Source organism: Streptococcus sp. (assembly GCF_041802885.1).
Classification (GTDB): domain Bacteria; phylum Bacillota; class Bacilli; order Lactobacillales; family Streptococcaceae; genus Streptococcus.
Genome location: NZ_JBHCHN010000006.1, coordinates 47,091 through 53,429 on the forward strand (window position 1 = coordinate 47,091; position 6,339 = coordinate 53,429).

Annotated in this window: 6 protein-coding genes and 1 pseudogene; 6 read left to right on the forward strand and 1 reads right to left on the reverse strand. The window is 44.7% G+C overall.

What is annotated here, in order from left to right:
* The first annotated feature begins 40 nt into the window (after positions 1 to 40).
* On the forward strand, positions 41 to 547 hold the full coding sequence (locus tag ACEYCN_RS00860) for a phosphatidylglycerophosphatase A (protein WP_373712414.1): 507 nt from the start codon (positions 41 to 43) through the stop codon (positions 545 to 547).
* 52 nt (positions 548 to 599) lie between these two features.
* Here the strand turns inward: ACEYCN_RS00860 and ACEYCN_RS00865 are convergent, their stop codons facing one another.
* On the reverse strand, positions 600 to 1,685 hold the full coding sequence (locus ACEYCN_RS00865) for a M24 family metallopeptidase (protein ID WP_373712415.1): 1,086 nt from the start codon (positions 1,683 to 1,685) through the stop codon (positions 600 to 602).
* A gap of 168 nt (positions 1,686 to 1,853) precedes the next feature.
* Between ACEYCN_RS00865 and ccpA the strand changes: the two genes are divergently transcribed.
* The 5 genes and pseudogenes from ccpA (at position 1,854) to ACEYCN_RS00890 (ending at position 6,324) form a co-directional block, all read left to right on the forward strand.
* Complete coding sequence (gene ccpA, locus ACEYCN_RS00870; protein ID WP_373712422.1) at positions 1,854 to 2,855, forward strand: catabolite control protein A; 1,002 nt, start codon at positions 1,854 to 1,856, stop codon at positions 2,853 to 2,855.
* A 77-nt stretch (positions 2,856 to 2,932) separates the two neighbouring features.
* Entirely contained in the window at positions 2,933 to 3,931 is a 999-nt protein-coding gene (locus tag ACEYCN_RS00875) for a glycosyltransferase family 4 protein (protein ID WP_373712416.1), read from the forward strand.
* A gap of 1 nt (position 3,932) precedes the next feature.
* Complete coding sequence (locus ACEYCN_RS00880) at positions 3,933 to 5,267, forward strand: glycosyltransferase family 4 protein (protein WP_373712417.1); 1,335 nt, start codon at positions 3,933 to 3,935, stop codon at positions 5,265 to 5,267.
* A gap of 277 nt (positions 5,268 to 5,544) precedes the next feature.
* Entirely contained in the window at positions 5,545 to 5,937 is a 393-nt protein-coding gene (locus ACEYCN_RS00885; protein ID WP_373712418.1) for a hypothetical protein, read from the forward strand.
* 2 nt (positions 5,938 to 5,939) lie between these two features.
* Positions 5,940 to 6,324, forward strand: a pseudogene (locus ACEYCN_RS00890) (MazG-like protein).
* Positions 6,325 to 6,339: the final 15 nt, after the last annotated feature.

Here is a 6,339-nt window from a genome sequence, read left to right on the forward strand (position 1 = left end):
GCCTTTTTCCTTAAAAAATATTTAGAAAGAAAGGATTTTTATGAAATCTGATAAGGAATTAAATCTCAAGGCCCATGCCCTCTTGGAAGAGCGGGGCATCAAAATCGAGGCGATTGCAGACCTAGTCCTCCATCTTCAAAGTAAGTACCTCCCTGATTTGACCCTGGATGAATGTATCGAAAGTGTCGAGATGGTTCTGGCCAAGAGGGAGGTTCAAAACACCATCATCACTGGTATCGAGTTGGATATGTTGGCGGAGAAAGGGCTCTTGTCCCAACCCCTCAATGACATCTTGACCGCAGATGAGGGACTGTACGGTATCGATGAAATCCTAGCCCTCTCCATCGTCAATGTCTTTGGTTCTATCGGCTTTACCAACTATGGCTACCTGGATAAGGTCAAGCCTGGTATTATCCAAAGCCTCGATAGTAAAGATGGGAAGAGTTGTCATACCTTCCTCGATGACATCGTAGGGGCCATTGCGGCAGCGGCTGCCAGCCGCATCGCCCATGGTTATCCAGATAAATTAGCAGAACAGAATCGATAAAATGAAGAACCAGCAGATTTCTGCTGGTTCTTTCATGGTCAGTTGAGGACGCTTATCCTTCAAAATATAGCAATTCTTTTGGTGTCTGGGTAAAGACTTCAAAGCCTGATTTGGTCACATAGCCGCAGTCCTCGATGCGGACGCCGACCTTGCCTGGGATGTAGATGCCAGGTTCCACAGAGAAGCACATGCCCTCCTCGATGACCATGTCGTTGCCTGCCATGATGGAAGGAAATTCGTGGACGTCCATGCCCAGGCCATGGCCCAAGCGGTGGTTGAAGTATTCCCCATAACCCGCCTTTTCAATCACTTGGCGGGCCACTGCGTCCACTTGAGAGGCTGTCACGCCAGGCTTGATAAAGTCTTGGGCCGTCAGCTGGGCTTCTAGGACAATTTTATAGATGTCCTTTTTAAACTGGTCTGGCTGACCAACTGCCACTGTCCGCGTCATATCGGAAGTGTAGCCTAGGGTTTCCACGCCAAGGTCAAAGAGCAGCAGGGCATTGTTTTCGATCAAGTTGGTTCCGGGAATGCCATGAGGATTGGCAGCATTGTTTCCGGTCAAGACCATGGTTTCAAAACTCATCTTGGAAATGCCCTGTTTTTTCATTTCAAATTCAATCTGGGCGATGATGTCCGTCTCAGTTTTTTGGAGGGAAATGTTGTCAAAGCCAACCTGCATGGCCTTGTCTGCAAATTCACCAGCAATCAGCATCTTGTCAATTTCATCCCGGGATTTGATCAGTTTCATGCGGTTGATGAGGGGTGTCAGGTCGGTGAAATCCTGGTCAAAGATGGTTTTGAGCCCATAAAAACGAGTGAGGTTGAGGTTGTCAAACTCCGCCCCGATTCTCTTGAAAGTTTTTGCGGGAAGGGAATCTTTGATTCGTTGCCAAGGGTTTTCCGCATCCTGATAGCCCACAACAGGGAAATTGACAGTCGCCCTGGCCCGCTCCACATCTAAGGCTGGCAGGAACAAGAGGGATTCCGCATCCGGCAGGATAAAGAGCATCATGTGGCGCTCATGGGGATCACTGGCAAAACCAGTTAGATAGTGGATAGTAGTTGGATTAGAAAAGATGGCCAAATCCAGATGTTCTTGGTCAAGATAGGTCTGTACGGACGTGATTTTTGACATAGTTTACCTCTTTCTATACCCCTATTTTTTCAAAAAATGAAAAAAATTGCAAGAAGAAAAGAAAAATCAAAATTTTTCTCTTGAAAGTGGTTTCAAAAAATGATAAACTATAGAAGAGTGAAAGCGTAATTTTCAAAAGAATATGATGAAAGGAACCCACTAACCATGATGAATACAGATGATACAGTCACCATCTATGATGTCGCTCGAGAAGCTGGCGTTTCCATGGCCACGGTCAGCCGGGTTGTCAACGGCAACAAAAATGTCAAGGAAAATACTCGTAAGAAGGTTTTGGAAGTAATTGACCGTTTGGATTATCGTCCAAATGCAGTTGCCCGAGGCCTGGCTAGTAAGAAAACGACCACAGTTGGTGTCGTCATCCCCAACATTGCAAATGCCTATTTTGCAACCCTAGCCAAGGGTATCGATGATATTGCGGATATGTATAAGTACAATATCGTCCTGGCCAACAGTGATGAAAATGATGAGAAAGAGATTAACGTAGTCAACACCCTCTTTTCTAAGCAGGTTGATGGTATTGTCTTTATGGGCTACCATTTGACGGATAAGATTCGGGCTGAGTTTTCACGCTCTCGTACACCGATTGTCTTGGCCGGAACCGTAGACTTGGAGCATCAGCTGCCAAGCGTTAACATTGATTATGCCCAGGCTACTGCGGATGCTGTGGAGCTTCTGGCAAAAAACAACCAGAAGATTGCCTTCGTTTCAGGTCCCCTGGTCGATGATATCAATGGCAAGATTCGCCTATCTGGCTACAAGGAAGGTTTGAAGGCCAATGGTCTGGAATTTCAGGAAGGCCTGGTCTTTGAGTCCAAGTACAAATATGAGGAAGGCTATGCCTTGGCAGAACGCCTCTTGAACGCTGGTGCAACAGCTGCTTATGTAGCAGAAGATGAGATTGCAGCAGGTCTCTTGAATGGTATTGCGGACAAGGGAGTTAAGGTTCCTGAAGAGTTTGAAGTCATCACCAGTGATGATTCTGTGGTGACCAAGTTTACTCGTCCAAATCTGACCTCCATCAGCCAGCCCCTCTATGATATCGGTGCCATTGCCATGCGGATGCTGACCAAGATTATGCACAAGGAAGAATTGGAAAACCGTGAGGTCATTCTCAACCATGGTATCAAGGAACGCCAATCAACCAAATAACCCCCTGGTTTTCTAGCCAGAAGAGAAAGACACTACTGACAGTGTCTTTTTTTTGATAAAAAAGATATAATAGGGACATGAAAGTTTTACTCTACCTAGAAGGAAAAACCGTTTTGCAAAAATCAGGGATTGGCCGGGCCCTTCATCATCAGATGGAAGCCCTCGATTTGGCAGGTATTCCCTATACGACCGATATTTTGAGCGATTACGATGTGGTCCATATCAATACCTACGGTCCTCGCTCCCTCATGCTGCTCCATGCGGCTAAACGCCGGGGGAAAAAGGTTATTATGCACGGACACTCTACAAAAGAGGATTTTCAAAATTCTTTTATCGGGTCCAATACCATGGCACCTTTTGTGGGCAAATACCTGACTCACATGTATAAGAAAGCTGATTTTATCATCACCCCATCAGCTTATTCCAAAAAATTAATTGAGTCTTATGGGGTGACAACCCCCATCATTTCCGTTTCCAATGGAATCGATCTGGCCAAGTACGGTAAGGATGAAAAGAAGGAGGCTGTTTTTCGGGAGCATTTTGGTCTGGAAAAAGATCAGCCAGTGGTCATCTGTGCTGGCCTTTATTTCCGCCGAAAAGGGATTGAAGATTTTGTCAAGGTGGCTGAAAAGATGCCTCATGTCCGCTTTATCTGGCTGGGCAGTATTGCTAAGTGGATGATTCCATCCTATATTCGGAAAATAGTTGACGGGGATCACCCTGACAATGTTTCCTTCCCAGGCTTCTTTAAGGGAGCTGTTTTCCAGGGGGCTATGTCTGGGGCCAATGCCTTTTTCTTCCCTTCCCATGAAGAAACGGAAGGTATCGTGGTCCTCGAAGCCTTTGCCAGCCACCAGCATGTGGTCTTGCGGGATATTCCTGTCTATGAAGGCTGGGTGGATGAGTCCTGTGCTGAGCTAGGTCAGACGGTTGATGATTTTGTAGAATCCATCCAGAAAATTTTAGATAAAAAAGTTGATAAGCGGGAGGCAGGTTATCAGGTGGCCAAAAGTCGTTCAATTGACAAGGTCTCCCATCAGTTGGCAGATGCCTATCGCCAAGTTATGGAGTTGTAAAATGAGAATTGGATTTTTTACAGATACTTATTTTCCACAAGTGTCGGGGGTAGCAACCTCTATCAAGACCCTAAAGACTGAGCTGGAAAAATTGGGACATACCGTTTTTATCTTTACCACAACGGATAAGGATGTCAACCGCTATGAGGATTGGGATATTATTCGCCTCCCATCTGTGCCCTTCTTTGCCTTTAAGGACCGCCGGGTAGCCTATGCAGGTTTTTCGGATGCCCTGAAGATTGCTAGACGTTACCAGTTGGATATCATCCATACCCATACCGAGTTTTCCCTAGGGATTTTAGGGGTCGAAATCGCTCACGCTCTCAATATTCCAGTGGTCCATACCTATCATACCCACTATGAAGATTATGTCCGCTATATCGCCAAAGGACTCATCATTCGTCCCAAAATGGTGAAGTATTTGATGCGGGGATTTTTTAAGGAAGTAGATGGTATCGTCTGCCCCAGTGAAATTGTGGAAAATCTCTTGCAATCCTATGGTGTCCAGCAAGAGTTACGTGTGATTCCGACAGGGATTGACTTGGTCAAGTTTGAACGTCCAGAGATTCAGGCAGAAGATACGGTGGAATTGCGGGAGAAGCTGGGAATCGCGTCAGATGAGACCATGCTGCTTAGCCTCTCACGGATTTCCTATGAAAAAAATATCCAGGCTGTCATCAAGGATCTGCCAGCTGTCCTGGCAGAAAATTCGGCTGTCAAGCTGGTTATTGCAGGGGGAGGCCCTTATGTAGCCGACCTGGAAAAATTGATTGCAGAGCTGGGCGTGGAAGAGGCTGTCATTATGACGGGGATGATTGCTCCATCAGAAACTGCCCTCTATTACAAGGCAGCTGATTTCTTCATTTCTGCCTCAACCAGTGAGACCCAAGGGTTGACCTATCTGGAAAGTTTGGCTTCAGGTACCCCCATTATTGCACATGGAAATCTCTATTTGGACAATGTCATCAATCAAAAGATGTTCGGGACTCTCTTTTACCGTGAAGCTGAACTGGCTGATGCCATTATTGATGCGATTTTGGCAACACCAGATATGGACAAGGAAGCTCTCAAGGAGAAATTGTATGAGATTTCTGCAGAGAATTTTGGAAGAAAGGTCTATGAGTATTATCTGGATTTGAAAATTTCAAATGACTTCAGCAAAGAATACCTTCATGAAGAATCCTTTGTTGCAAAAGTCAGCCAACTGCCTTTTGTCATTACCAGAACAGCCAGCAATCTGCCCAAGCGTATTCTGGTTTCGACCACTCAGCAGACCCGTAAAATGGCCAAGCTTTCCCTGACCAAAATCAAATCTATCCGAGATAATTTGGATTGAGTGAGGATAAGGGCTTGAAATTCCTGAAAAACTTGCTATAATAGCTCTTAGAGACTTATCAATTCTAGGAAATCTTTGAGAGAGTGGGCGGTTGGTGCAAGCACACAGAGGATAGGATTGACACTACTCGCTATGATTTTATGCAAACATAAAAGGGTGGTTCCCTTATCGCCAATTCGAGGTCAAGGACGGCTTTTTCGTGCTTGATAAATGAAGGTGGAACCACGTTGCGACGTCCTTTTGCGAGGGCGTCTTTTTTATTTTGGAGGAGAAAATTATGTTTTTAAAGTTGGAAGAGGTACACGACTTTCTTAAGGAGAATAGCCTTTATGATGACCATACGCACGCCATTTGGGCAACTAAACGAACTGGAGGAACAAGTAATGCCTACTTTATACTGGCCTTCACACTTGATAATCTTGTCGTTTTAGATATTACAGTTATGGGAAAAATTGCAGGAATTGGTGGAATTTATCCTGCAGAGGAAATTTTATCAGCGGAATTGAAGAAAAAACTACTTTTCGGTTATCAGTTTTGTTTTGAAACGGCAGAAGGAATCCATAAATTGCATGTAAACAAAGGAATACTGGGTACTAAATGGCATGCGGAGGAGTTTCAGGCTTTATTGAGTTCAACTGATTACCCCTATTTTCGATTTAGTAAGGAGTAAGTATGTTACCAGATGATTTATTGAAACGCTGCCGAGCCATTCGCAAGGCATACAGAGAGCTGGAAATCAAACACCATGAGAAAGAGTGGTCCATTGAGGAGTGAAACAGTCTGGGGATAGACTGTTTCAGCTCAACAACTAAAAATAAAGACTTGTTGACGAACTCTTTTCTAATTTGTTGAGTTCTTTCTCGCTCCCAACATGAACCGCCTGATTATGACCAAGCAGGGGCGCTATTATGATGAACCCCCCTATCAGCTGGAGCAGAAACTGGCTGAAAATATCTGGTGGCTAATCGAATTGGCTGACCGCCTGGATGTTGATATCCAAGAAGAAATGGAAACCTTTTTAGCTCAAAAAGAAGAGCAATTAGGGATTAAAAAATAATAAATAAGGAGATAA